Consider the following 26,140-nt stretch of genomic DNA (forward strand, 5'->3'; position numbering starts at 1 on the left):
GCGCGGTTGTTTTTTTCTTTCTAGAAGTAGTTTTCTTCTTTGTTTGTGGCAAACTCATACACCTTCTTTTTAATCTTTAACATGATATAACATCTGTGTTGCTTATGTATTGTTGTTCTGTGTCATAACATAAATGATTAAAGAGGTAGGGCGACATATTCACTAATAGATAACTTTATCAAGCAACCGACTGGCTACATTATGATAACACTATCATCTATCATTCTACATGTACTGCGACACTCTGATAGCATCATTGTACAAATTCAAGTGATACGACCCAACCTCTTTATATAAATGTGAACAACTCACTAGAAGCTAATTTATTAAATTTCTGAGATAACTGGTATAATCATTGGACGACGTTTCGTACTCTCAAATAATAGCTTGCTAATTTGGTCCCTCATATTTTGCTTAATTTCAGACCATTCAATACGTTTTTCTTGTAGACCGGCTTCTACGATTTCACGCACTTTTTCTTCTGCTTCTTTTAAAAGTTCTTCACTTTCCCGAACATAGACAAATCCTCTTGATTGAATTTCAGGTCCAGCAGCGATACGACGATGTTTAGGGTCTAACGTTACGACAGCAATAAAAATGCCATCTTCTGCTAGTAAATGACGATCTCTTAACACGATATTACCTACATCACCAACACCGATACCATCAATTAAAACATTGCCTGATGTAACTTTCTCACTCAAAGTCATGTCTTTACCGTCGTAATGCATGACGTCACCTTTTTCAACTAAAAAGATTTTTTCTGGAGCAACGCCAGTTTCATTAGCTAATTTAGCATGCGCAATTTGCATTTTAAATTCACCTTGTACTGGAATAAAGTACTCTGGTTTCATAATATTAAGCATCATTTTTAATTCTTCCATGCAACCGTGACTAGAAGCATGTATTTTTTTATTATTAGGAACGATATGTGCACCTGCACGAACCAACTCATTTAAAGTATTACCAATAATAACTTCCATATTAGCAGAAGCTGTAATGGCTAGATATACTGAATCACCTTTTTGAATGTTCATAATTTTATGTTTATTACGTGCCATTTGACTTAATGCTTCAATAGGTTCGCCTTCCATTCCAGAGGCGATAATAACAACTTCATTTTTCGGATAATTTTCAACTTCATCAATTGGAATAAGGAGATCTTTAGGTATATCAAAATATCCCATCTTACGTGCAATATTAAATGAGCTTTCTAGTGATCTGCCTAAGAATGAAACTTTACGATTTAACTTACTAGCAGTATTTAACACCTGCTGAATACGAATAAAGTTTGATGCATAACATGATACAATAATTCGTCCTTTTGCTTTAGCAAATGCATCATAAATGTGCGTTTCAATGACATTTTCTGGTGTGTTGTAACCAGGTTTTTCCGCTTCTGTAGAATCACTTATTAACGCAAAAACACCATTCTCTCCTATTTCTGACATTCGTTTTAAATCTGGCGCATAGTTTCCTTGTAAGCTTTGGTCAAACTTAAATTCGCCTGTATAGACAATGGCACCATATGATGTATGAATACAAATACCTAAACTATCTGGAATACTATGTGTTGTATTGAAAAACGTAATATTTACATTTTTGAATTTCATCACTGAATCATGATTAACTGTATAATAGCGTACTTTTTTCTTTATATTACGCGCTTTCATATTCTCTTTAACAAGTGCCAATGTAAGCTTTGATCCATAGACTGGAACATCTAACTGCTCTAAAATATAACTTACTGCACCAATGGCATGTTCATGTCCATGAGTCAAGAAAATCCCTTTTAAACGCGCTTTATTTTCAAGGACATACGTAATATCCGGTATAACAATGTCAACACCTAGCATTTCATCTTCTGGAAACATCAAGCCGGCGTCTAATATAAACATTTCATCGTCAACTTCGACGATATACATATTCTTTGCGATTTCACCCACGCCACCTAAGGGTATGATGCGAATATCTTTATTTTTTTTCTTAATTAAACTCAAAATGTTACCTCCTATAAAAATTCCCGTCCAAATATATACTCATTCATTATTATAAGTTAAATTGTACGCTGTGTACACTATTAAAACCATTTCAACTCCGGTTAAAAAATAGAAAAGGTAGCGCGTCTAGCACACTACCTAAAACTTCATTAATTGATTTAATTCGTTTTAAAAAACAGAACCTTATTCAACAAGTACTTTATGAGAGGCATTGACGCGACCTTGTTTATCGATTTCAGTGATTTTAACTTTAATCGTATCTCCAATTTTCAAGACATCTTCAACTTTATTAATGCGGTCTTTTGAAATTTGAGAAATGTGTAATAATGCATCTTTGCCTGAGAATATTTCTACAAACGCACCATATTTTTCAATACGTTTTACTTTTGCATCATAAATTTGACCAACTTCAGCTTCACGTGTAATCGCTTCAATGATTTCTTTTGAACGATTAATCATTGCTTGATCTACAGCCCCAATATAAATTGTTCCATCTTGTTCAATATCTAATTTCACACCTGTTTCATCAATAATTTCATTGATTTTTTTGCCTCCAGGTCCAATGACATCTCTAATTTTATCTGGATTAATGTGCATAATTTCTACTTTTGGTGCGTATGCACTAAGCTCAGCACGTGGATGATCAATCGTTTGTAACATGTGGTCCATAATCGCTAAGCGACCTTTACGTGCCTGTTCTAAAGCCTCTTCAATAACTTCACGTGTTAACCCATCAATCTTAATATCCATTTGGATTGCCGTAATACCATCTTTTGTACCAGCAACTTTGAAATCCATGTCTCCTAAGGCATCTTCCATACCTTGTATGTCTGTTAAGATTGTATAGCTGTCTTCACGTGTAACAAGACCCATCGCAATACCTGCAACCGGTGCTTTAATTGGTACACCTGCATCCATTAAGGCCAAAGTAGAACCACAAATGGATGCTTGTGAAGATGAACCATTAGATTCAAGTACTTCACTCACGATTCTTATTGTATAAGGGAATTTAGATGTATCCGGAATAATGTGACGTAATGCGCGTTCACCTAAAGCACCATGTCCGATTTCTCGACGTCCTGGTGCTCTTACAGGACCCGTTTCACCAACTGAGAAATTAGGAAAATTATAATGATGCATAAATCGTTTTTCTTGTTCAGGTCCTAAACCATCAATAATTTGATAATCACCTAAGGCTCCGAGTGTCAATACAGACAATGCTTGAGTTTGTCCACGTGTAAACAATCCTGACCCATGTGCTCTTGGTAAAATACCAACTTCAGATTCTAAAGGACGAATCTCATCTGGTTTACGCCCATCAGGTCGGATTTTTTCGTCTGCAATAAGACGACGTACTTCTTCTTTAACTAGATCATTTAAAATTGCATGAACTTCATTAATTAGCAATTCATTCTCAGGATCAGCTTCGTCTATAAATTCTGCTGCAATTTCCGCTTTTAACTCGTCTAAGTTATCATCACGTTGTTTTTTATCGAATGTTAACACCGTTTCTTTAAGACCTTTTTCTTCTGTTAATGCTTGTACTCTACTAACTAACGCTTCATCGCGTTCAACTGGAATAAACTCTGACTTAACTGGTTGGAGATGATCAACAATTTGTTGTTGGAATTCAACAAGACGTTTTATTTCATCATGCCCAAAGAAAATAGCCTCTAACATTTCCTGTTCTGTGATTTCACTTGCACCGGCTTCAACCATATTAACAGCATCTTTATGCCCTGCAACCTCTAAATCCAAACGAGATTGCTCTTTTTGTTCCAATGTAGGATTAATAACATATTTGCCATCTACATAACCAACATTCACACCGGCAATTGGACCTTGGAATGGAATATCAGATACGCTAAGCGCCATTGATGAACCAATCATCGCTGCCATTTCAGGTGAGCAATCAGGATCTGCACTTAAGACGATATTCATAATTTGAACATCATGTTTATATCCTTTAGGAAACAAAGGTCTAATCGGTCTATCGATAAGTCGTGCTGTTAATGTCGCTTCATCTCCAGGACGACCTTCTCTTTTTTTAAAACCACCAGGGATTTTACCAGCAGCATACATTTTTTCTTCATAATTTACTGTTAATGGGAAAAAGTCACCATCACGTGGTTCTTTTGACGCAACAGCAGTTGATAAGACAACTGTATCGCCATAACGTACCAAAACAGCACCGTTAGCTTGCTTAGCTAATTGTCCTGTCTCTATTGTTAATGAACGGCCGGCCCATTCAGTTTTGAAAACTTTCTTTTCTTGAGACATTATGAATCTCCTCTCTTCATTCTAATATGTATATCATATCATTAATTTTTGAATTTTTATAATAGTTATTTGTCTTATTTCTATAAAAAAAGGAAAGCCCTAAGTGAATAGAACTTCCCTCAAAGTGTATTAAGATTAACGACGAATACCTAATGATTTAATCAATTCACGGTAACGTTGAATATCTTTGCTACGTAAGTAGTTTAATAAATGTCTACGACGACCTACCATTTTCAATAGTCCACGACGTGAATGATGGTCTTTTTTATGAGTACTTAAATGTTCGTTTAATGCTGAAATTTCAGCAGTTAAAACAGCAATTTGTACTTCTGGTGAACCAGTATCTGTTTCGTGTACACGGTATTCTTTAATAATTTCATTCTTACGTTCTTGAGTGATTGCCATAATCAATTCCTCCTATAATTTGTATACACCTCAATCTGAGCTAGGCGTCGGAGTCTCAACCTGCCAAGATAAAGGATTATATTGGTCGATGTCTTTATTTACAAAACTCAACTTTATATATTATATGATACTTCATCGCCAAAATCAACTGCCAGTAAATATTGGGCTTTAGCTTTATCTTCATTCATCTGTTCAACTAGCGGATCAATGCCATCAAATTTAACTTCAGGTCGTAAATAATGATGCCAATAAACAATGACCCTTTCACCATAGATATTTTCATCAAAATCAAAAATATTAACTTCTATTACAATTTCCGCTTTAGAAGGATCATGGAATGTTGGCTTTACACCAACATTTGCTACACCACGATACAATCTCTTTTCTGCACCAATAGCCATACTAACAGCATATACACCTTTTTTCGGTAGCACATAATCATCACTAGGTTGAACATTCGCGGTTGGAAAACCAATCGTACGCCCTCTTTTTTCACCTTGTACAACGGTACCTTTTAAACGGTATAAATAACCTAATTCATTGTTAGCTTTTTGCAAATGACCTTCTTGCAAAGCCTGACGAATAGCAGTAGTAGAAATTTTTTCGGCTTCAATTTCTTGCTTTCCAACAATGGTCGTATTAAAGTCGTCCATTTCTTTTAATACTGTCATATTTCCTTTGCCAAATTTACCATAAGTAAAATCAAAACCAGCAACCACTTCTTTAACATGGTTATTTATAATATAATTTTGAACAAAATCTTCTGCAGTCACATCAGCAAAACGCGAAGAAAAATTAATGACAATGCAATAATCGATATTTTGTTGTTCAATCATCTCTAATTTATCAGTCAAAGGTGTTAAATATGTAGTTCTTTTTCTTTTTGGGTTTAGAACGACAGAAGGATGTGGATCAAATGTCATAACTGCTTTTTTCAAGTTATGCGCTTCAGCACGTTCGTTGAGTGTTTCAAAAACCTTTAAATGACCTTTATGCATACCATCAAAAAAGCCAAAAGCCATCGCAACATCTTCGTTAATCAGTTGTTCCGGCTGTATAGGATGCGTTACTTCTATCACTTTCATTAATATTTCTCCTTTAATTAAAAACTTTCTTTGGTTTAATTTCCTTTGGCTTATCTGGATGTGAAATATAGATAGCTAAAACTTGTTGTGTCCTACCATCAATAAATACAATTTGTTGTTTAATAACTGTAGAAAACATAGACTTCTGAAACTTTTGTCCATTAAGTATACGATGCTTGATGTCCTCATTATATATTTCAATAGAAGGTAGACCTTTTAATCCATATTCTATAGGAAACAACTTTTCTTGTAACTGTTCTTGCTCATGCAATACTTTGATTTGCTCAATAGTTAAACTATCACTTATATTAAATCCGCCAGATGATGTTCGAGTAAGGCGTGACATATGTGCTGGAAAGCCTAATGCTTTGCCAATATCTGTAGCAAGCGTACGTATATATGTCCCTTTACCACAAGTAATATCTATATCAAATAAGCACATGCCTTGTTTAAAGTGAATTTCTGAAACACGTTGTATGCTTTTTATCTCAACTTTTCTTTCTGGACGCTCTACAGTTTCACCATTTCTAGCATATTCATAAAGCTTTTTTCCTTTAACTTTAACTGATGAATACATAGGTGGAATTTGTGTAATCCATCCTTGAAATTGAGACAAGGTCGAGTCAATTGCTTCTGATGTAATTTCTCCTACATTTATTGTTTTCTGTTCTAATATATCTCCAGTTTGATCTTCAGTAGTGGTACTTGTCCCTATAGCCACAGTAGCATGATAGGTTTTTCCCATATCCATGATATAATCACTTACTCGAGTGGCGATGCCAATACAAACTGGCAATACACCATCAACTTCAGGATCAAGTGTGCCCGTGTGGCCTATTTTCCTAGTTTGTAATATCTTTCTCAATTTAAAGACGACATCATGACTTGTAAGTCCTCTTTCCTTGCGTACAGGCAAAATACCGTTATACATATTTTCACACCTTTTAAATAATAAATGCTATTCTTTCACATTATAACACTGATGATTAGCGCTTCGAACATTATTTTTACAAGAAAAAAGACAAGCTGCTTTAAAATACTCACTGTCTTTACTAAAAATCATAGAAGGTTGAGTATTTCAAATCGAATTGCTTGCCTTAATGTTGCTTTTAAATGTTAACGTTAATTTTAATCTTTTTTATGCAAATCTCGAATCATTTTTTCAATTTTATTACCATAATCTATGGATTTGTCATACTCAAATGATAATTCTGGTATTATGCGCAATCTCATACGAGTTGCTAATTCTGATTTAATAAAACCTTTTGCTTTATCTAATGCTTTAAATGTATCATCAATTTCTTTATCACTGCCAAGTACTGTTAAAAATACTTTAGCTTGTGATAAGTCGTTCGTTAAGTCTACATCTGTGATAGTAATAAAACCTACTCTTGGATCTTTGACTTTATTATTAACAATATCCATAATCTCTTTTTTCATTTGTTCGCCTACACGTTCAGCTCTCATATTAGTCATAAATCGTTCACCTCTTTGTCCATTTTTGTATTTATTCAAAATTCAATAAAGTCATAATACGTCTTTGCATGTGAATATCATTGTTTATTTTAAGTTATATTGTACTATTTAACACAGAAATTTATAAATTTTTTGATATTCAAAAACTGTCAACATAGTTCCTCAATGCTGACAGTTTTTAATTGTATTATCATTTATTTTCGATAAATTTAACGTTTTACTTCTACCATTTCAAATGCTTCAATAATGTCGCCTTCTTTAAGGTCGTTATATTTATCAATTGTAATACCGCATTCGTAACCTTGTGCTACTTCTTTAGCATCATCTTTAAAACGTTTTAATGTATCTAATTCACCTTCAAATTGAACAATACCGTCTCTAATCACACGAACACCTGCATTACGAGTGATTTTACCTTCAACAACGTAGCTGCCTGCAATTGTTCCTACTTTAGATACTTTAAATGTTTGACGTACTTCAGCTTGACCGATGACTTGTTCTTCAAATTCTGGATCTAGCATTCCTTTCATAGCTGATTCAATTTCTTCGATAACATTATAGATAACACGATGTAAGCGCATATCTACATTTTCAGCTTCTGCTGCACGTTTAGCTCCTGAATCCGGTCTCACATTAAAACCAATGATAATTCCATTAGATGCATTAGCTAATGTAACATCTGATTCATTGATTGCACCAACTGCAGTGTGAATAATACGTACATTAACGCCTTCAACGTCAATTTTCATTAATGATGCAGCTAGTGCCTCAACAGAACCCTGCACATCACCTTTGATAATGACATTTAAATCTTTCATTTCACCTTGTTTCATTTGTTCAAATAAGTTATCTAGAGTTACATTCTTACTTTCTTGACGTTGTTGTATAATACTGGCTTCGTGACGTGCTTCACCGATACGACGCGCTTGCTTTTCATCACTAAAGATAACGAAGCGATCTCCAGCTTGTGGCACATCGTTAATACCTGTAATTTCTACTGGTGTGGATGGTCCTGCTGATTTAATACGTTGGCCCAAATCATTGACCATTGCACGAATACGTCCATATGTGTTACCGACAACAATGGCATCACCTACATTTAGAGTACCGTTTTGTACTAACAGTGAAGCTGATGGCCCTCGTGATTTATCTAACTCAGCTTCAATCACTGTACCAACTGCACGCTTACTTGGATTAGCTTTTAATTCTTGAACTTCTGCCACTAAACCAATCATTTCTAATAAATCATCAATACCCTCACCACTTAATGCTGATAGCGGTACAAAGATGGTATCGCCACCCCAATCTTCAGGAATGAGTCCATATTCAGTTAATTCTTGCATAACTCGATCAGGATTAGCTGTTGGTTTATCAATCTTATTTACAGCGACAATCGTAGGTACATCTGCTTCTTTAGCATGATTAATCGCTTCAATTGTTTGAGGCATGACGCCATCATCAGCTGCCACAACTAAAATAGTGATGTCAGTAACTTGGGCACCACGAGCACGCATCGTTGTAAATGCTGCATGTCCCGGTGTGTCTAGAAATGTTATTTTCTTCCCAGCATTTTTAATTTGATAAGCACCGATATGCTGCGTAATCCCTCCAGCTTCTCCTGCAGTCACTTTAGTGTGACGAATTGAGTCAAGAAGTGTCGTTTTACCATGGTCAACATGTCCCATAATTGTAACAACAGCAGGTCTTTCAATTGCATCAGGATCTTCTTGTTCATCATCAAAATAAATAGATAAATCTTCTTCATCAATAACTATTTCTTTTTCAAGTTCAACATCATAATCACTAGCAATCAGTTCTAATGTATCTTCGTCTAAAGATTGATTAATATTGGCAACAATACCCAATAAGAATAATTTTTTTATAATCTCAGCTGACTCTACATTCATTTTATCAGCTAGTTCTCCAACTGTAATACCTTCAGTATATGAAATTTTTGATGGAATTTCTTTAGGCTCAACTGGTTTTTTAACCGTATTATTTTTGTTATTTTTATTGTTTTTACTATTTTTGTTGCTTTTATTATTTTTATTGCCCTTATTATTATTTTGATTGCTTTTCTTTTGATTGTTCTTAGTTTGTTGATTTCCTTGTTGTTTACTACCTTGTTGTTGATTTGATTTTTGAGTTGATTTATTAGATGATTTTTGGTGATTATTTTGAGCTTCTTGTTTATTATTCTGTTGTTTTTGTGGTCTGAATTTTTTATCAAGCGCTGTGATTTGTTCTTTTTCTAGTGCTTGCATATGATTAGATACTTCAACATTCATACTTTTAAGTTCATCTATAATATCTTTACTCTTTAAATTTAATTCTTTCGCATATTCATAAATTCTTTGTTTACTCATATAATCACTCCTTACGATATTCATCGATCATTGACACTAATTTTTTAGCAAATCCAGCATCAGTGATTCCGATATTAACTCGTTCGCTTTTGCCCAAAGCTTGTCCTAATTGTTCTTTCGTTCCAAATACTCTCAGCGGAACTTGATAACTATGACATTTATTTTTAATTGTTTTTGTTGTATTATCAGATGCATCAGAAGCTAAGATGACTAATGTTAATGTCTTTTTTTTGATTTCAGTCATCAAAACTGATTCACCAGACTTTACTTTTCTTGCTCTCATGGCTAAGCCAAGAAAGTTCATAATTTGAGCTTCAGTCATTTAGGTATCTCTTCTCTATATATAAGTCGAATGATTTCCTTGTAGACCGGATCAAGTTGTTCTTTGCTCGCATTGAAGTACTTTTCTAAAACGCCTTTTTGCTGTGCCTGTTCAACAGCTGAAACCACTTTAGAAACATAGGCACCTCTCCCTGGTTTCTTACCAGTAGCATCTGCAAATATCTCGCCTTCTTTATTAATAACCACTCGAATCATATCTTTTTTTGGTTGCATCTCATTCGTTAAGATACATTTACGCATTGGTATTTTTTTCTTTTTCATAAGATACATACACCAGCCTATTCTTCAGTGTTTTTGGATTCTTCAGCTGCATCTATTTCTGTTGTTTCAATTGATTCGTCGTCTATTTCAATTTCAGATTCATCTGCATGATTTTCAGCTTCTACAATAGGATAGATACCTGCTTCACGTGCATCTGTTTCTGATTTAATATCGATTTTCCAACCTGTTAATTTAGCTGCTAATCGCGCATTTTGCCCTCTTTTACCAATAGCTAATGATAATTGATAATCTGGAACGATGACAACAGTTGATTGATTGCTTTCATCGACAATAACTTCTAAAACTTGTGAAGGACTTAAAGCATTCTTAACGAAAACTTTAGGATCTTCATCCCATTGGACAATGTCGATTTTTTCTCCACCTAACTCTTCAACAACAGCTTCGACACGTGCACCTTTTGCACCAACACATGCACCTACAGCATCGATATCTGGATTCTCTGAGTACACGCTGATTTTAGATCTATCACCTGCTTCACGTGCAACAGATTTTACGATTACTGTGCCATCATAAATTTCAGGAACTTCTTGCTCAAATAATCGTTTAAGCAAACCAGGATGACTGCGAGACACATAGATTTGAGGCCCTTTTGTTGTTTGTTCAACTTTATTGACATAAACTTTAATACGTTCATTAGGGATATACTTTTCATTTGGACTTCTTTCAGCTTCAGATAATACGGCTTCAATACGACCTAGATTAACATAAACGTAACGATGATCAACACGGTCAATAAGACCAGTTAAAATATCATCTTCTTTATCTACAAATTCATCATAAAGGATTTCTCTTTCTGCATCACGTAATCGTTGCATAACAGCTTGTTTAGCTGCTTGAGCGCCAACGCGGCCAAAATCCTTTGGTGTCACATCTTCTTCATAAATATCGCCCACTTCGTATGCAGGATTTTTAACAAGTGCAGTACTCAAATCCACTTCATCTCTATAATCAGAAACTTCTTCAACTACTGATTTGCGAGCCACTACTTTAAATGTACCTTCGTCCATATTTAATTCGACACGAACATTGCGTGCGCTATCATAATTTTTTTTATAAGCCGTTATTAATGCGGCTTCAATCGCATCAATTAAAACTTCTCTTGGGATTTTCTTTTCTTTTTCTAAATATTCTGTTGCCAATAATAGTTCATTACTTGCCACAATTATTCCTCCTCATCACGTTAGAGCATTACCGCGTGACGTGCTTTTGCTATTTTATTTCTTGGTATGCTAATTTGTTTTTTCTTGGCTTTTTCTTTAACTTCCATGGTAATTGTTTCTGCTGTAACTTCCACTAAAATACCTAGCCATTCTTTATTATTTTCGATAGGTGCATAAAGTGACACAAAGATAGGCTGTTGGATTGCCTTTTGATAATCTTGCTCTTTTTTGATTGGTCGCTCTGCACCTGGTGAAGCCACATCAAGATAGTACATTTCTTTAATCGGATCATGCTCATCCATCACTTCACTAATTTTTTCGGAGGCAAGTGTACAATCGTTCAAATCTACGCCACCTTCTTTGTCAATAGATACACGTAAGAAATGATCTTTACCTTCTTTCACAAATTCAACTTCTACAAGTTCATAATTTAAAGCTTCCAACACTGGTTGAATAAGAGTTTCTACCTCTTCAGTTATTTTGCTCATACAGACCTCCCTTTTTGGCAAATAGAAAAGAGCGGGTATATGCCCACTCTTTTTGCCTGAGTATCATTTTTTACACAATTAAAGTATACCATAACTAATTGTAGTAAACAAATTGTAACAATATTTAGTGCGTCAATTACATATCAAATATAGATAACTGTGCTTTATCTGGTAAATCTGGTAAAGAACCTAAATCATCTAAGTAATCAATAATCTTTTGTGATAAGCCAGCTTTTTTATTTAAATCTTCTTTTGATAAGAAAGGACCTTCACTACGCGCCTCTACAATACGTTGCGCAACGTTTTCACCAAGTCCAGGAACTGCAATAAATGGTGGAATTAAAGAATCACCTTCGATAATAAAATCAAATGCCTGGCTTTTCTCTAAACTAATCGGCTGCATACTAAAGCCTCTATGAGCCATCTCATTCACTAACTCTAACACTGTTAATACGTCTTTTTCTTTTTTACCTAATTCCATATAGCGTGCATACATATCTTTAACAGTATTTTTAATGCTTTCTTTATCTTTAATCATCGTGATTAAATCAAAATCAGATGCACGAATCGTAAAATATGCTGCATAATAATACAGTGGATGATGTACTTTAAAGTAAGCAATGCGTACTGCCATTAAAACATATGCTGCCGCATGTGCTTTAGGGAACATGTACTTAATTTTCAAACATGAATCTAAATACCAGTCTGGTACATTATTTTCTTTCATGGTTTCAATCATCTCATCGGTTAATCCTTTACCTTTACGTACGGATTCCATTATTTTAAATGCCATAGATGGTTCTAGTCCGGCGTACATTAAGTACACCATGATATCATCACGGCAACCTATCACACCCGATAAATCACATATACCACTTCGCACTAGTTCTTGGGCGTTACCTAACCATACATCTGTACCATGAGACAATCCTGAAATTTGTACTAACTCCGAAAAAGTAGTTGGTTTTGTATCTTCAAGCATCTGTCTTACAAATCCTGTACCAAATTCAGGTACCCCAAACGTCCCTGTTTTACATAAAATATCTTCTTCCGTCACACCTAGCGTTTCAGGGCTACTAAAAATTTTCATTGTTTCTTTATCATCAACTGGAATTGTTTTCGGGTCAATACCTGATAAATCTTGCAACATACGAATCATGGTAGGATCATCGTGCCCTAGTATATCAAGTTTTAAGACATTATCATGTATAGAATGAAAATCAAAGTGTGTCGTCATCCATGCTGAATTCTGATCATCAGCCGGATATTGAATTGGCGTAAAATCATAGATATCCATGTAATCTGGTACAACAATAATGCCCCCTGGATGTTGTCCAGTCGTACGTTTTACTCCTGTACATCCTTTAACTAAACGATCAATTTCAGCACCACGCTTATGAATTCCTTGATCATTTAAATAGCCTTTAACATATCCGAAGGCAGTTTTTTCAGCAACTGTACCTATAGTCCCTGCACGGAATACTTTGTCTTCTCCGAAAAGAACTTTCGTATAGTTATGCGCGTTTGGTTGATATTCACCACTAAAATTCAAGTCAATATCAGGTACTTTGTCACCTTTGAATCCTAAGAATGTTTCAAATGGAATATCTTGACCTTCTTTAATTAATTCACTGCCACATGTTTCACATTTTTTATCTGGTAAATCAAAGCCAGAACCTACAGATCCATCATTAAAGAATTCACTCGTTTTACACTGTGGACATATATAGTGCGGAGGTAGCGGATTAACTTCTGTAATTTCAGTCATTGTTGCTACGAAGCTTGATCCTACTGATCCCCTTGATCCCACTAGATATCCATCTTCTAAAGATTTCTTAACAAGTCGCTGAGAGATTAAATATATAACTGCGAAACCATTACCGATAATACTGGCTAACTCTTTTTCAAGTCGATCAATAACAATTTGTGGTAGATCTTCACCATATAATTTTTTGGCATTACTATAGCTTAATTCACGTATTTCTTCATTTGCACCCTCCATTCTTGGAGTAAATAACTGATCTTTAATCGGTACAACACGTTCAATGCGATCAGCCAAAGCATTTGTATTTTTAACGACGATTTCATATGCCTTTTCTTCTCCTAAGAAATGAAATTCATCTAACATTTCATCAGTTGTTCTAAAATGTGCTTTAGGTAAAGTTGAACGATTCAATGGGTTACCTGGTTGTGAAGCGATTAATATTTTACGCGCTATGCCATCATGTTCATTTAAGTAATGGGCATTACCTGTTGCAATAACAGGTATATTGGCCTGTTCTCCTGCTTTAAGCAAACGTTGGTAAATCTCATGTAACGTCGCTGTGTCACGGATTAACTCTCGATCAAGTAAATCTTGATACAATGCAGGTGGTTGAACTTCGATAAAATCATAATAGTTCGCAACTTTTTCAACTTCCGATTGATCGCGTTGCATTACAGCTGTAAATAATTCACCTTCATCACATGCTGTGCCAATTAATAGACCTTCACGGAATTCATCAAGTAGAGATCTTGGAATACGAGGTGTACGATAATAATATTTGACCAATGATGCACTAACAATTTTAAAGAGATTTTTAAGTCCTTCTTGGTTTTGGACAATCAGTGTGACATGAGATGGACGTGCACGTTTATACGCGTCCTCATTCGACAACTTCTTATTGATGTCTTTATGATTTGATACACCTAATTCTTTCATTTGTTGAAGCATCTTAATAAAAATATATGCAGTAGCTTCAGTATCATAAATTGCTCTATGATGTTGCGTAAGTTCGACACCATATTTTTTAGCTAAAAAGTTTAATCCATGTTTACCATATTCTGTATTAATCGTTCTAGATAATTCAAGCGTATCGATTACTCCATTGGTCGAAGGTCCAAAACCTATGCGCTCATATCCGGTGTCAATAAAGCCCATGTCAAAAGAAGCGTTGTGTGCTACGAAAATAGCATCCCCAACCCATTCTTTAAATTCTGTCAATACTTCATCAATTTCGGGTGCATCTGTCAACATATCATCTGTAATATGCGTTAAATTAATAATTGTTTCTGATAATTTTTGATGTGGATTGCTAAAACGTTCGAATTTATCAATAATTTCACCATCATAAACTTTAACAGCCGCTAACTCAATGATTTGATCATATTGATTGGATAAACCCGTTGTTTCAACGTCAAACACTACATAAGTAGCATCTTTTAAGTCACGATTCGTGGGTTTATATGCAATAGGCACACCATCGTCTACCAACATACCTTCCATTCCATAAATCATCTTTATGCCATGCTTTTCTGCTGCACTATGCGCATCTGGAAATGCTTGAACACCGTTGTGATCCGTCACTGCTATCGCTTTGTGACCCCATTCGGCTGCTTGAGCAACATAACTATTAATGTTAGGTATCCCATCCATTTGACTCATTGCAGTATGTAAATGATATTCTACGCGCTTCTCTTTTGATTTATCTTGTTTAGGTGTTTTTTTAATTTCTTCAATATCAGACATCATCATAACTAAATCTCTGACAAAACTATCTTCCTCAATGCGTCCTTGAGCACGTATCCACTTGCCGACACTTAAAGCTTTAAAGTGATCTAAGTCATCTTTGTTTTTACGTGTGAACATCTTTAATACTAATGAGTCTGTGTAATCAGTAACTTTTAATTCGACTATGTGACGACCACTTTTAAGTTCTTTTAAATTTATATCAAAAATAACCCCTTCAATTGCAACTTTAAATTCCTCTTCAACAATTGATTCGATAGTTCTAATATTTTCAACTTGTATTGTTTTTCCAATTTGACACTTAGAAACGGCACTTTCGTTATTGTCTTGTTGTTTCGCTTTTTCTGCTTTCATTTTTTCAAGTTTTTCCGTAGCTTCACGTGCACTTTGTTCATCCTCTTGTTGAATATGTGCTTCAAGTGATGCTAAGTTTTCATCTTGATGACTATGATCTGTTTCAAAAACAACTTTATTGATATCAAAACCACACTGCTGATATGCCTTTACCAAACTCCCATTACAAACTTTGTCAAAGTGATTTCTTTCGACATCATTAGAAACCATCACTTTCAAGACATCGCCTGACATAATTAGGCTTTTTTGCTTTAACTGTCCTTTAACTTTTGGAGATAATGCTGTCTGATCAATACAATAATCAAAATATTTTATCGCAAATTCATCTTGGTTATGAGTATCAGCAATAGTAAAATGCCACTGTACAGTTGCTATTTCTTTAAATTCTTCGACTATTGCGTGTGTAAAGATAAGATAGTCTTCTTTAGATAAAAAACGTGGTAACTTAATTTGGAAATCCCAAGTTCTGTTCTTTTTCGAAACATCTATACGCATTAATTCGCCTTGTTCTATAATATCTTGCTCAAGCTGATTAGCTATTTTAATCTGGTCAGCAAGTACTTTAAATTTTTCTTGATTTGTCATTGCCAAGACAACTACCACCTTAAAATATTACTTTTATCACGTTAAAATATCAATTTTTGCTAATAATTCAAAAATAAATTTACTTCTTATTATACTACTGTAATTTAAAAAATTCATGTCTGCAAAATAACTTTTTGTTACACAACCAGGTACTTTGTTCAATCAAAAGCGGTGAAAACCTATGAGTAGGAATTTTCACCGCTTTATGTCATTTATACTTTTAAACTTTATAATTCGTTATAAATAGCTTTAATGTATTGTTCAAGTTGTTCAACATGTACATCTTCACTTGTGCCTGTACGTCGAACTTTGACTTCAACGATGCCTTCAGCTGCTTGTTTACCTACAACAATACGAATAGGTAACCCAATTAAATCTGCATCATTAAATTTCACACCGGCACGTTCTTTTCTATCATCATATAATACGTCAAACATACCGTTAAGTTGCTCATACAAATTATCTGCTAATGATTGTTGTTCTTCTTTTTTAGGATTTACAGTAATAAGATGCAAATCAAACGGTGTTACAGTTTTAGGCCAAATAATACCGTTATCATCATTATTTTGCTCAACAATAGCACTTAATGTACGAGAAACACCGATGCCATAGCATCCCATAATTAATGGTTGTGCTTTTCCTTGATTATCTAAGAACGTCGCATTCATCGCTTCAGAATATTTAGTGCCAAGTTTAAAGACTTGTCCAACCTCAATACCTTCTGCAAATTGAGCTTTACCAGATCCATCGCTCAACATTTCACCTTCAAGAATAAAACGAAAATCACCAAAATCATCTACAGTAAAATCTCTGCCTATATTTGCGTTCATGTAATGATAACCATCTTCATTAGCACCTATGACTAAATTCGTTAAATCTTGCACATAATTATCAGCAATTATTTTGATATCTTTATCAAAAATTGGACCTAGTGAACCCGGATGTGCACCTACTAAATTGACAATTTCATCTTCTGTTGCCATCTCAATAGCATCTGTGCCAAAATATGATTTTAATTTAACGTCATTAAGTTCATGATGACCTCTGATAAGAATCATGACAAATTCACCGTCTATTTTAAAAATCATTGATTTAACAATGGCGTTTAATGGTAACTGTAGGAAGTCTGCTAACTCTTGTGCAGTTTTAACATTTGGTGTTTCAATTTTAGTTAAGTCTGCTGACGATTCTTCTTGACGTTGTGGCTGATATACAACTTCTGCTTTTTCAATATTAGCTGCATAATCACTTTCATTACTATAAACAATCGTATCTTCGCCAATTTTACTTAGTGCCATAAATTCGTGGGTATGATTGCCACCAATAGCACCAGAATCGGCAAGTACAGGGCGCACGTTAATACCTACACGTTTAAAAATTCTTCCATATGCTTGATACATGTCTTGATATGTTGCATCTAATGATGCTTCATCAGCGTGAAAAGAATAGGCATCTTTCATTATAAACTCACGTCCACGTAATAAGCCGAAACGTGGTCGTTTTTCATCACGGAATTTTGACTGAATTTGAAATAGCGTAAGTGGTAGACGCTTGTATGATTTTAATTCATCTCGAACTAAAGAAGTAACTACCTCTTCATGTGTAGGCCCTAATGCAAACTCTCTCCCATTTCTATCTTTTAAGCGCATTAATTCTGGACCGTATGCGCTCCAACGACCTGATTCTTCCCAAAGTTCAGCTTGTTGTAATACTGGCATTAAAATTTCAACTGCATCAATGCGTTCCATTTCTTCGCGAATGATTTTAGAAATATTATTAAGGACACGTGTTGCTAATGGTAAGTAACTATAAATACCACTTGTACTTTGTTTGATTAGTCCCGCTTTAAGGAGTAATTGATGACTCAAAGCTTCAGCTTCAGCAGGCACTTCTCTCATAGTTGGTATAAATACTTTTGATTGTCTCATGACTTTCTCCTCCTATAATTATAAGAAATAGCGTTGAATATCATTCCATGTTACTGCTATCATAACAAGCAAGACAAAAATAGCCCCTGCTGCAATAATCATTGTTTCTGCTTTTTTATTAATTGGTTTTCTAAAGATAGCTTCATAAATAACGAATAAAATACGACCACCGTCAAGGGCAGGTATTGGTAATAAATTCATTATACCTAGGTTAACACTTAATAGCGCTGTATAACTTATTAGATTATAAATTCCAGATTTTACTACCGTATCTACATTATGATAAATACCCACAGGTCCATTTAACATATTAAACGTAAAGTCTCCTGTAAAAATACTAGCTAATAATGTACCCACAGCCTGGAAAATTAGCTTTCCTTTATCGAAGAATTCTGTTACACCAAATTTTAACGATGGTAGTAAAGAATGGTCATATGTTGGTGCAATACCCAATAAAAATGTAGATTGTGTTTTAGTTTTAGTAGTTTTTTGTTTAAATTCTTTAGGTTTAATTTCGATATTCTTTGTTTTATTATCGCGTTCAATTTTTACTATTGTGCTTTTAGCTTTCGTGCCATCTAAGGTTTTCTGAATGTCTTTAAAATTTTTGATGTCTTGCCCGCCGATTTGAAGAATTTTATCTCCCTTATGAATACCAGCTTGTTGGGCAGGATATTTATCAATTGTTTTGTCTACTATAGTAGTCGGTGCACCACTATACATAGCTAATCCAAGAAAAAGAACTAACGCTAAAATAAAATTAAACAATGGCCCAGCAAAAAGTGTTAAAAACTTTTGTAACGGTTTTTTATGTGCAAATTGGCGATTTCTAGGGGCAATTTGAATTAAACTACCATGTTCAACAAAGAACGCTTTCTGCGCAATATTGAAGTGATGACGTTGTTCATCATACGCTGTAATACCCTCTATAAATAACTCATTTTTAAAATCACATTTTTTAACTTCGATAGCTTCAATTTGTTGAAATTTGTGCTGATCATCTAAAATAATGTGTGTAATTTCATCTTGCTCATTGAGTTTAATTTTAACATTCATACCAGGTTGTACTGGCAGTTCTTCAAGCCCATCACCTGCCATACGGACATAGCCACCAACTGGTAACAAACGAATCGTGTATAACGTTTCATTCTTTCTAAAGCTAAAGATTTTTGGTCCCATCCCAATTGCAAATTCTGGGCACATAATTCCTGCACGCTTTGCAAAAAACATATGCCCATATTCATGCACTGTCACTAGCACTCCAAATACGATAGCAAATGATACAACTGTAATTAATATGCTCAATAACTACACCTCTATAATTTATTTGATTTCATGCTGAAAATCATTACTTATTCAAAAATACTATATAAAACGTACATATAATGTCAATTCATTTTATAAACCTTCATAATACTTATTACTCATGGTTTAGCTATCTTAGCATTATTTTATAAGAACACGTTTTAAATTTAAATATATATAAGAAAAATGCTAACTTTGATACTATATCCGTTTTAATGATTTCTATTTACATCACAGTATTCATTTTAATAATCTCTTGTCTATCATATTGATAAACAACTTCTTAAGTATATCATTTTATATAACTTAGTTCCTACTATCAAATAAATAATTTTACTTAATAATTGTTAAATATATAGCTGCAAATAAGTTAACGGGAGCTGGAAAAGTTATTTTAACTTTCATTTCCACTCCCGTATAGTAACTTAGTTTATAAGATTCATATTCGTAATGCTTAAATTTATAATAGTATTACATATTTAATAGAACATTTCCATCTTACTATCTTTTATTTATCTTCTTTTTTTGAACGTCGACGATTTAAGAATAATAATCCACCTAAAAATAGAAGTATGCTTGATATAAAGCCAGTTTGTTCTGACTGTTCTCCTGTTTTTGGCAAGGATTTATCTGTGTTTTTCTGTGTAGTGTTATTTGAGTCATAATGTTGATGTTGAGCTTTCATTGTTGATATACCACGTTGATTAGAATTATTATCAACTTCAACACTTACATTATCATTTTCTGAATCACTATCTGAGTCCACATTGCTGTCGGAACCGGAATTGCTGTCAGAATCTGCGTCGCTATCGGAATCTGCATCGCTGTCGGAGTCTGCGTCGCTATCTGAGTCCGCATCACTGTCAGAATCTGCGTCACTATCTGAGTCTGCATCGCTATCGGAATCTGCATCGCTATCGGAGTCTGCGTCGCTATCTGAGTCTGCGTCGCTGTCGGAATCTGCATCACTATCGGAGTCTGCGTCGCTGTCAGAATCTGCGTCGCTATCTGAGTCCGCATCACTATCGGAATCTGCATCACTGTCGGAATCCGCGTCACTGTCGGAGTCTGCATCACTGTCGGAGTCCGCATCGCTGTCGGAATCTGCGTCGCTATCGGAATCTGCATCGCTATCGGAGTCTGCATCACTATCGGAATCTGCGTCGCTGTCGGAGTCCGCATCGCTGTCGGAATCTGCGTCACTATCGGAGTCCGCATCACTGTCGGAGTCCGCATCACTATCGGAGTCCGCATCACTGTCGGAGTCCGCATCACTATCGGAATCTGCATCGCTGTCGGAGTCTGCATCACTATCGGAGTCCGCATCGCTGTCGGAGTCTGCATCACTATCGGAATCTGCGTCGCTGTCGGAATCCGCATCACTATCGGAATCTGCGTCGCTATCGGAATCTGCATCGCTATCGGAGTCCGCATCGCTGTCGGAGTCTGCGTCGCTATCGGAATCTGCATCACTATCGGAATCCCCCGGTTGATCCGGTATTACAGGTTTATCTATACCGTCACCATTACCACTTCCTGCATGATATTCTACTTCATTATCCCATGCCATAGAAACTCTAGTGAAATTAGAATCGTAACCATATAATGTAGAACGTAAATACAAATTGCCATTACTATTCGGATCAACATGACCATTAATAACAACTACGTATGGAGAATTAATTTGATCATCTTCAGTATTAAAGTTGATTTGATATATTCCTTTTTCAGGGAAAGTAATTTTGACGTCACTTGTAACATCTTCATAATTTGATGGATCAACATAATAGCTGTCTGTTAGATGCGCTTTTTCTTTAACTTTATAAACTTTTATTGATGTATTCTGCTCATCTATAATTACATTACTATTGGTACCCGGTATTGAACCGCCTCTTAAATAAGGATCCACTACAGTATCACTACTAGGATTTACATATACGGTTTGTCTATATGTGTTATTCACCTTATCAATTTGATCAATAGTTCCTTTGATTGACAAGTTACGAAACTCTCCATACTTTTCATAATCAACTGTCACAGTTTTCTTTGCAGTTGTTTGGCCAATAGATGTCTCTAAATTCACTTTACCCGTATGTGTTACATTTTTAGGATCAATATACCCAGGAATTGATATCTGTCCTGTAATATTATTTTTATTTGTTACATAATCTGTAAACGTATAAATTAAATTTCCTTCTTCATCGATTGTCCCAGTAGCTAATATTTGGTCACCTGCCATAATATTAGGTGCTTTAGCAGTAGCTGTTACACCATTTAAGTTTAATGCTTGAGGAATAGTAATTTTAATACTATCTCCTGCTTGAACATCATCTGGGGCTTGGAAACGATAATTTAAATTTACATATTCTGCTTTATGTGGGTAAATCGTATCTGCCGCTTCAATTGTCGCTGTTACATTTGAGAGTTTATTCGATATGTCTGAAGTCTGAGTAACGTTATTATCTGTATTTGTTGCTTCAACTTTTGCTAATCTTCTTACTTGATGATTATTGTTGTATGTTACTGTGGATGTATTTAGGTGACTGTTACGTGGTTGATTTGAAGACTGATTGTCATTGGTTGCTACTTGGGATAATACGTTGTTATTACCATCTTGCTTATAATTTGTTTTGGTTTGTGTTGTTGCATCATTGTTTTCCTGAGTTGTTTGATTGCTAGTAGTTGTATCTTGTTTCGTTGCAGGTGATACATCGGTGGATGTATTTAAAGTAGAGTTATTGTCTAGTGCTTCAGTGGCTTTATTTACTGTACGATGGCTGTCGCTTATTTCATTTATTGCTTGTGCCTCGCTATTTACATTGTCAGACTGAGTTATTTGTTTGTTCTGCGTTGTTGCTTCCTGATTTGATATTTCATTATTATAATTATTATCATCTTGAGTGTCACCAGTAGCATCATTATTATGCTGTATTTGTTGTTTTGACAAATTACGCTCCACTTCTTCAGCTTCAGCTTCTTTAGTCATTAACATTGTCAGACCAATAATACTACCTACCAGTATGGATGATACGCCAAATTTATGCTTCCGAATTGAAAACTTTTCTTTCTTTGTTAGTTTCATTTAATCTCTCCTTTGATTGATATGATTATGCCCCTAATTTAAACGTGTACTAATAATTGTATTATTTATAGAATAAGACTTTAATTAACGTTTATGCAATAAGATAGCATTATACAGGCAAATTTCAATAAAATCAATTATTAAGTTTTTGAATATACACAAAAAATGACTCATTTTACACTATCATATAAAATGAGCCATTTCCAAAATTTAAATTTGAATAAGCAAAATATTTAATAAAGGTAAGACAAACATAAAACTATCGAAACGATCTAAAATACCACCATGTCCTGGTAAAATTCTTCCTGAATCCTTTACACCAAAGTGTCTTTTAAAACCAGACTCAACTAAATCTCCAAGTTGACCAAACATACTTAATATAATGGTGACGAGCAAGATGAGCCAAATATTCATGTTAAAATCCACAAAGAATATCATAACTAACGGCACGATTAAACTGCTAAATAATCCTCCAATAAAACCTTCAATTGTTTTATTTGGACTGATAACCGGCCATAATTTATGCTTTCCTAATAATTTCCCAAAAATATATGCACCTGTATCTGTAAGCCAAACAACTAAGAATGCATAGAGTATGAAATGTAAACCTTCTGAACGCGTTTCATAAAAATACATGAAACCAATGCCTACATAGGCAACTGACATTAAACAAAATGCTGCATCCATAAAACTAAATCGATTCTTTGATAAAACAGTATAGCTTAATAAGATAAAACTCATTGCAATTAAACTTCTAAGTTGAATCATTTGAACCCATGCTCCCGCATCTTGCGGTAACATGATAATTATTAAAGCAATAGCACTAAAAATGCCTGGAATAGATAAAAACTTTATCATATTCATATTGAGCAATTCTTTCAGCGCAATCAACGCTAATAAGAATGCAAATAACATGAGAATAAATCCACCCTTTAATAAAATGGGCAGAAATATTAGTAATGCAATAATTGCCGTCAGTGTTCTAACTTTCATAAAAGACTCCTTACTATAATCCTCCAAACCGTCGTTGGCGGGATTGATATATTTTTATGCACGATTTCAATTCTTGCTCATCAAAATCCGGCCATAACTTTTCATTAAAAATAAATTCACTGTATGAAACCTGCCAAATTAAGAAATTACTGATCCGTTGTTCTCCAGAAGTTCGAATTAATAATTCAGGTTCTGGATATGATTTAGTCATTAAATGACTTGAAATCATATTTTCATTAATACTTTCTTCATCTAAACCTTGAGCTTGAAGTTCTTTATAAATTGCTTTCACACTATGTACAATTTCTGCTCTCCCACCATAGTTAATCGCAAAAATTAATCTTAATCCTGTATTATGTTCTGTTTTAATTTTGGCTTCATTAATAGCCTTTATCGTAGACTCTGGTAATCCTTCCATAAATCCAATCGTTTCTACTTTAACATTCTTTTCAATCAACTCTGGCAAGAATGTTTTTAAAAAATTAACAGGTAAACTCATAATATAGTTAACTTCACTTTCAGGTCTAGACCAATTTTCTGTTGAAAAAGCGTAAAGTGTTAAATACTTAATACCAAGGTTATTGGCTTCTCTTGTTATTTTTTTGATTGTTTGCATACCTTCATAGTGGCCTTTTATACGCGGCATCTTTCTCTTTTTAGCCCATCGACCATTCCCGTCCATGATAATTGCTACATGTTCAGGTATATTACGCATGTCTAAATCAATATCATCTGTTATCTCAATCTTATTTCTATTTATTAGCTTCTTGAACATGGTCTTTCCTCCGAGCCTGATCATCTCTGTAGTATTATAAATATCATTATATAAGAAATCATCTATCATTTTATCATACTCATTCATGGCATTGAATAAGCAAATAGAAAAACTGTACCAAAGTCTGATGCAATATTTCTCTAAAAAAGGTACATTTCTTGTTAAACCTCAAGTGAAATAACACATGCAGCTTGATACAGTTAAGACTCAGACTATTCGTGTTTATATCTAATTTTTGTAATAAATCTGTTGAAATTAGTTTTAAACAGACATAATATCTTTTTCTTTGTCTCCAACTAATTGATCAATTTCTTTGATTGAATCATCCGTTGCTTTTTGTACATCATCACTTTGACTTCTTAAATCATCTTCAGTGATGTCGCCATTTTTTTCATCTTTTTTCAATTGATCATTAATATCACGACGAATGTTACGGATTGATACTTTTGCATCTTCTCCAACTTTTTTAACATCTTTAACTAATTCTTTACGACGTTCTTCAGTTAATGCAGGAACTGTGATACGAATCACTTCTCCATCACTTGTAGGGTTTACACCCAAATTCGCAGCGATAATTGCTCTTTCAATGTCTTTTACCGATGTTTTATCATACGGGGAAATCACTAATAAACGTGCTTCAGGAACATTAATGCTGGCTAATTGTTGTACAGGCGTAGGTGCACCATAATAATCAACTGTCACACCGTTTAAAAGATTAGAGTTTGCTCTACCTGCATTAATATTCGCAAGTTCACGAGATAAATTTTCAATTGATTTGTTCATTCTTGCTTTTGTATCTTTAATTATGTCAGCCATTTTTTTACACCTCAAAGTTTTCGACTATAATATTATATACTTCACTATATATACTATATGCCATTTATTAAAATTTCAATATGATTATTTTGTTATTAACGTACCAATTTTCTCGCCCATTACTGCGCGCTTAATATTGCCTTCTTCCATAATGGAGAATACATTTAATGGAATATTGTTGTCCATACAGAATGACGAAGCAGTAGAATCCATAACTTGTAATCCTTCTTGTAACATTTGAATATGTGTTAAATGTTCATATTTAACTGCATTAGGGTCAACTTTTGGATCAGCAGAATATACGCCATCCACGTTATTTTTGCCCATTAAAATAACATCTGCTTCAACTTCAGCAGCACGTAAAGCTGCGGTTGTATCAGTTGAGAAGTATGGATTGCCGATGCCAGCAGCAAAGATGACTACCCGCTTCTTCTCAAGGTGTCTAATTGCTCGACGTCTAATATAGGGTTCAGCTACTTGTTTCATCTCAATGGATGTTAATACTCGAGTATCACAATCAAGTTGTTCTAAACTATCTTGCAAGGCAAGTGCATTCATCACAGTTGCTAACATACCCATGTAATCTGCTGTACCGCGATCCATACCTAAGTCGCTACCTGTCTTACCTCTCCAAATATTTCCACCACCAACAATGACTGCAATTTCACAATCCATTTTGGCAACTTCAGCTACTTGCTCAGCAACACTTTTAATGATAATTGGATTAATGCCAAAACCTTTTTCACCAGCTAGTGCTTCACCACTTAATTTTAATACGACACGTTTATATTTAGAAGTTTGAGTCATTTTTTTGTCCTCTCCATTAAAAAATATGTAACAGATACAAGTAAAGAAGACACGGTCGCGTCTTCTAAAATAAATATAATCATTTATATTTAGAAAACCTCAA

19 protein-coding genes are annotated in these 26,140 nt (G+C 34.5%); all 19 read right to left on the minus strand.

Annotated elements, in window-relative coordinates; translation table 11 throughout:
* Nucleotides 1–326 precede the first annotated feature (326 nt).
* The 19 genes from rnjB to pyrH all read right to left on the minus strand — a co-directional run bounded on the left by rnjB (nucleotide 327) and on the right by pyrH (nucleotide 26,037).
* On the minus strand, nucleotides 327–2,000 hold the full coding sequence (gene rnjB / locus CD041_RS03505; protein ID WP_002459269.1) for a ribonuclease J2: 1,674 nt from the start codon (nucleotides 1,998–2,000) through the stop codon (nucleotides 327–329).
* Nucleotides 2,001–2,183: 183 nt separating this feature from the next.
* A complete protein-coding gene (gene pnp, locus CD041_RS03515; RefSeq protein WP_037544922.1) occupies nucleotides 2,184–4,280 on the minus strand; it encodes a polyribonucleotide nucleotidyltransferase in 2,097 nt (698 codons plus the stop codon).
* Between the two features lie 135 nt (nucleotides 4,281–4,415).
* Entirely contained in the window at nucleotides 4,416–4,685 is a 270-nt protein-coding gene (gene rpsO, locus CD041_RS03520) for a 30S ribosomal protein S15 (protein ID WP_002459271.1), read from the minus strand.
* Between the two features lie 113 nt (nucleotides 4,686–4,798).
* A complete protein-coding gene (ribF, locus tag CD041_RS03525; protein WP_002459272.1) occupies nucleotides 4,799–5,770 on the minus strand; it encodes a riboflavin biosynthesis protein RibF in 972 nt (323 codons plus the stop codon).
* 13 nt (nucleotides 5,771–5,783) lie between these two features.
* Nucleotides 5,784–6,701, minus strand: coding sequence for a tRNA pseudouridine(55) synthase TruB (truB, locus tag CD041_RS03530; RefSeq protein WP_070648612.1), 918 nt, complete (start codon nucleotides 6,699–6,701; stop codon nucleotides 5,784–5,786).
* Nucleotides 6,702–6,898: 197 nt separating this feature from the next.
* On the minus strand, nucleotides 6,899–7,246 hold the full coding sequence (gene rbfA, locus CD041_RS03535) for a 30S ribosome-binding factor RbfA (RefSeq protein ID WP_002459274.1): 348 nt from the start codon (nucleotides 7,244–7,246) through the stop codon (nucleotides 6,899–6,901).
* Nucleotides 7,247–7,455: 209 nt separating this feature from the next.
* Nucleotides 7,456–9,612, minus strand: a complete 2,157-nt coding sequence (gene infB, locus CD041_RS03540) for a translation initiation factor IF-2 (RefSeq protein WP_002478274.1) — start codon at nucleotides 9,610–9,612, stop codon at nucleotides 7,456–7,458.
* 4 nt (nucleotides 9,613–9,616) lie between these two features.
* Nucleotides 9,617–9,934 carry a L7Ae/L30e/S12e/Gadd45 family ribosomal protein gene (locus tag CD041_RS03545; protein WP_002459276.1) on the minus strand — a complete coding sequence of 106 codons (318 nt, stop codon included), beginning with the start codon at nucleotides 9,932–9,934 and terminating at the stop codon, nucleotides 9,617–9,619.
* A complete protein-coding gene (rnpM, locus tag CD041_RS03550) occupies nucleotides 9,931–10,215 on the minus strand; it encodes an RNase P modulator RnpM (RefSeq protein ID WP_037540354.1) in 285 nt (94 codons plus the stop codon). The genes CD041_RS03545 and rnpM overlap by 4 nt, the downstream gene beginning before the upstream one ends.
* Before the next feature lie 17 nt (nucleotides 10,216–10,232).
* Nucleotides 10,233–11,396 carry a transcription termination factor NusA gene (gene nusA, locus CD041_RS03555; RefSeq protein ID WP_070648614.1) on the minus strand — a complete coding sequence of 388 codons (1,164 nt, stop codon included), beginning with the start codon at nucleotides 11,394–11,396 and terminating at the stop codon, nucleotides 10,233–10,235.
* 20 nt (nucleotides 11,397–11,416) lie between these two features.
* A complete protein-coding gene (gene rimP / locus CD041_RS03560) occupies nucleotides 11,417–11,884 on the minus strand; it encodes a ribosome maturation factor RimP (RefSeq protein ID WP_002478277.1) in 468 nt (155 codons plus the stop codon).
* A 136-nt stretch (nucleotides 11,885–12,020) separates the two neighbouring features.
* Nucleotides 12,021–16,331 (minus strand): PolC-type DNA polymerase III, encoded by a 4,311-nt coding sequence (locus CD041_RS03565; RefSeq protein ID WP_103284510.1) that lies wholly within the window; start codon nucleotides 16,329–16,331, stop codon nucleotides 12,021–12,023.
* Between the two features lie 227 nt (nucleotides 16,332–16,558).
* A complete protein-coding gene (locus tag CD041_RS03570) occupies nucleotides 16,559–18,259 on the minus strand; it encodes a proline--tRNA ligase (protein WP_002459281.1) in 1,701 nt (566 codons plus the stop codon).
* Nucleotides 18,260–18,277: 18 nt separating this feature from the next.
* Entirely contained in the window at nucleotides 18,278–19,564 is a 1,287-nt protein-coding gene (rseP, locus tag CD041_RS03575; protein ID WP_002459282.1) for an RIP metalloprotease RseP, read from the minus strand.
* A 508-nt stretch (nucleotides 19,565–20,072) separates the two neighbouring features.
* On the minus strand, nucleotides 20,073–22,646 hold the full coding sequence (gene fbl, locus CD041_RS03580) for an MSCRAMM family fibrinogen-binding adhesin Fbl (RefSeq protein ID WP_080606586.1): 2,574 nt from the start codon (nucleotides 22,644–22,646) through the stop codon (nucleotides 20,073–20,075).
* A 210-nt stretch (nucleotides 22,647–22,856) separates the two neighbouring features.
* Nucleotides 22,857–23,639, minus strand: coding sequence for a phosphatidate cytidylyltransferase (locus CD041_RS03585; RefSeq protein ID WP_070648620.1), 783 nt, complete (start codon nucleotides 23,637–23,639; stop codon nucleotides 22,857–22,859).
* 13 nt (nucleotides 23,640–23,652) lie between these two features.
* A complete protein-coding gene (gene uppS, locus CD041_RS03590; protein ID WP_002478281.1) occupies nucleotides 23,653–24,414 on the minus strand; it encodes an undecaprenyl pyrophosphate synthase in 762 nt (253 codons plus the stop codon).
* 261 nt (nucleotides 24,415–24,675) lie between these two features.
* Nucleotides 24,676–25,230: a ribosome recycling factor gene (frr, locus tag CD041_RS03595; RefSeq protein WP_002459286.1), complete on the minus strand. Its 555-nt coding sequence runs from the start codon at nucleotides 25,228–25,230 to the stop codon at nucleotides 24,676–24,678.
* A gap of 84 nt (nucleotides 25,231–25,314) precedes the next feature.
* The gene (gene pyrH, locus CD041_RS03600; RefSeq protein WP_002459287.1) at nucleotides 25,315–26,037 is read right to left on the minus strand and encodes a UMP kinase; all 723 of its coding nucleotides are present in this window, start codon (nucleotides 26,035–26,037) and stop codon (nucleotides 25,315–25,317) included.
* Nucleotides 26,038–26,140: the final 103 nt, after the last annotated feature.

The organism is Staphylococcus lugdunensis, from assembly GCF_002901705.1.
GTDB lineage: Bacteria > Bacillota > Bacilli > Staphylococcales > Staphylococcaceae > Staphylococcus > Staphylococcus lugdunensis.

Coding starts and splice junctions, on each gene's coding strand:
- pnp (WP_037544922.1), bottom strand. CDS start 4,280: ATGTCTCAAGAAAAGAAAGTTTTCAAAACTGAATGGGCCGGCCGTTCA.
- rpsO (WP_002459271.1), bottom strand. CDS start 4,685: ATGGCAATCACTCAAGAACGTAAGAATGAAATTATTAAAGAATACCGT.
- ribF (WP_002459272.1), bottom strand. CDS start 5,770: ATGAAAGTGATAGAAGTAACGCATCCTATACAGCCGGAACAACTGATT.
- truB (WP_070648612.1), bottom strand. CDS start 6,701: ATGTATAACGGTATTTTGCCTGTACGCAAGGAAAGAGGACTTACAAGT.
- rbfA (WP_002459274.1), bottom strand. CDS start 7,246: ATGACTAATATGAGAGCTGAACGTGTAGGCGAACAAATGAAAAAAGAG.
- infB (WP_002478274.1), bottom strand. CDS start 9,612: ATGAGTAAACAAAGAATTTATGAATATGCGAAAGAATTAAATTTAAAG.
- CD041_RS03545 (WP_002459276.1), bottom strand. CDS start 9,934: ATGACTGAAGCTCAAATTATGAACTTTCTTGGCTTAGCCATGAGAGCA.
- rnpM (WP_037540354.1), bottom strand. CDS start 10,215: ATGAAAAAGAAAAAAATACCAATGCGTAAATGTATCTTAACGAATGAG.
- rimP (WP_002478277.1), bottom strand. CDS start 11,884: ATGAGCAAAATAACTGAAGAGGTAGAAACTCTTATTCAACCAGTGTTG.
- CD041_RS03565 (WP_103284510.1), bottom strand. CDS start 16,331: ATGACAAATCAAGAAAAATTTAAAGTACTTGCTGACCAGATTAAAATA.
- CD041_RS03570 (WP_002459281.1), bottom strand. CDS start 18,259: ATGAGACAATCAAAAGTATTTATACCAACTATGAGAGAAGTGCCTGCT.
- fbl (WP_080606586.1), bottom strand. CDS start 22,646: ATGAAACTAACAAAGAAAGAAAAGTTTTCAATTCGGAAGCATAAATTT.
- CD041_RS03585 (WP_070648620.1), bottom strand. CDS start 23,639: ATGAAAGTTAGAACACTGACGGCAATTATTGCATTACTAATATTTCTG.
- uppS (WP_002478281.1), bottom strand. CDS start 24,414: ATGTTCAAGAAGCTAATAAATAGAAATAAGATTGAGATAACAGATGAT.
- frr (WP_002459286.1), bottom strand. CDS start 25,230: ATGGCTGACATAATTAAAGATACAAAAGCAAGAATGAACAAATCAATT.
- pyrH (WP_002459287.1), bottom strand. CDS start 26,037: ATGACTCAAACTTCTAAATATAAACGTGTCGTATTAAAATTAAGTGGT.